This window comes from Microcoleus sp. Z1_B2 (genome assembly GCF_036700325.1).
Taxonomy (GTDB): Bacteria; Cyanobacteriota; Cyanobacteriia; order Cyanobacteriales; family Microcoleaceae; genus Microcoleus.
In genome coordinates this window covers 1-1,508 of record NZ_JAUBOQ010000114.1, presented here as the reverse complement: position 1 = coordinate 1,508, position 1,508 = coordinate 1, and the positions used below count along the sequence as shown (strand labels likewise).

Genomic DNA, 1,508 nt, shown 5'->3' with positions numbered 1-1,508 from the left:
GGTAAGGATTCAGGTCAAAAAAACTTCAGTGTCAAAAGCTGGTAAAATAAACGAATGAAAAAGCCCGCAGCCACCAGAGAGCAGAAAAAAACCGAAATCCAGCAGTTGAGCCAAGCTGAACTGGTGGAAATGGTACTGGGGCTGCAAAAAATTATTGAAGAATTACAAGAAAAACTAGCCATTGCTACGGGGAAAAGTCGAACCACCAGTCAGACTTCATCAAAGCCCCCATCAACGGATCTGATCCAAAAATCAGAGAAACCAACAGTCCAACCAGAAGCAGACCAAAAAAAGAAACCAGGTGGACAACCAGGTCATCCCGGGAAAACCCGAAAAGGGTTTGCACGAGTAGACAGAACCGAAATTAGCTCACCCGACATCTGTCTCAATTGTGGCAGTAAAGAATTAAGTGAAGTAATTAACATTCATAGACAGCAAGTAGCAAGTCTAGTAGCAAAACCAATCGAAGTTGTTGAATATCAAACACAATCGTGTAAATGCCTCGAATGTGGTGCAGTAGTTAGAGGAGAACCACCCCGGGGAATAGTTCCAGGACAAGACTTGAGCGTTAATCTCCAAGCGCTCTTAGTCTGGCTTGGCAATTATGGACATCTTTCCTACGCCAAGCTGACTGAATTGTTGTGGGAACTCGGCAGGATAGAAGTGTCCGTAGGAACACTCCAAAAAACCAATCAACGAGTAGCAGCAGCAGTCAAACCAGCGCTCAAAGCACTGTGGGAATGGGCACCTCTTCAATCAAATGTTCATGTAGATGAAACACCGTGGTGTGTCATGGGAGTCAAAGAATGGCTATGGACGGCTAGTGGAGAAGGATTCTGTTTATTTCATGCGGCAGATACCAGGGGGCGCGTGGAATTGGAAACCATGCTGGGCAAAGAGTTTGCTGGAGTCTTAAGCTCAGATGATTTCAGCGTTTATAATGGCGGGAACATCGCAGCCCAACAGAAGTGTCTGGCTCATTTACGACGGCATTTCAAGAAGGTGCTGGGACTTCCCGGCAACAATAATGCAGCAGTCGCTCAAATATTTCTGTCATTAATTGATGAAGCTTTTAGAGCCCATGAGTCCTGGCGAAACACGAAGGATAAACTCACCTACGACTCCTGGGCAACTGATTTCAAAATACGATTGAATAAAGCCCTTGCCACTTGGTTGAACCAAGTTGGTTATGCCGCAGGTCTGTTACTAAAATCCTTACGGGATAAGGCAGAACAATGGTGGTATTTTCTCACTGACCCCTCGGTTCCTCCGGATAATAATTTAGCAGAACGTTCCCTACGCCTAGCTGTAACGAAACGGAAAGTGTCTGGTGGCTCTCGTTCGATGAAGCGATTTGAGGAAACTGCTAATCTGCTGAGTGTGATTCAAACCTGTCGTTTTCAAGCTCGTTCAGTAATGGCTTTTTTCCGTGAGGCTATGAATGCCCATTCTTGTGACTACTTTCCTATGCCTGACCTCATTCCCGAATTTCAGACCTGAATCCTTAC

Annotated in this window: 1 protein-coding gene; it reads left to right on the top strand. The window is 45.4% G+C overall.

From position 1 onward, the window contains the following. Positions 1–54: 54 nt before the first annotated feature. Positions 55–1,500, top strand: a complete 1,446-nt coding sequence (tnpC, locus tag QT984_RS29680) for an IS66 family transposase (RefSeq protein ID WP_333264560.1) — start codon at positions 55–57, stop codon at positions 1,498–1,500. Positions 1,501–1,508 lie beyond the last annotated feature (8 nt).

What these genes read in the sequence shown, in the direction of transcription:
- tnpC (WP_333264560.1), top strand. Translation starts at nt 55, where the DNA reads ATGAAAAAGCCCGCAGCCACCAGAGAGCAGAAAAAAACCGAAATCCAG.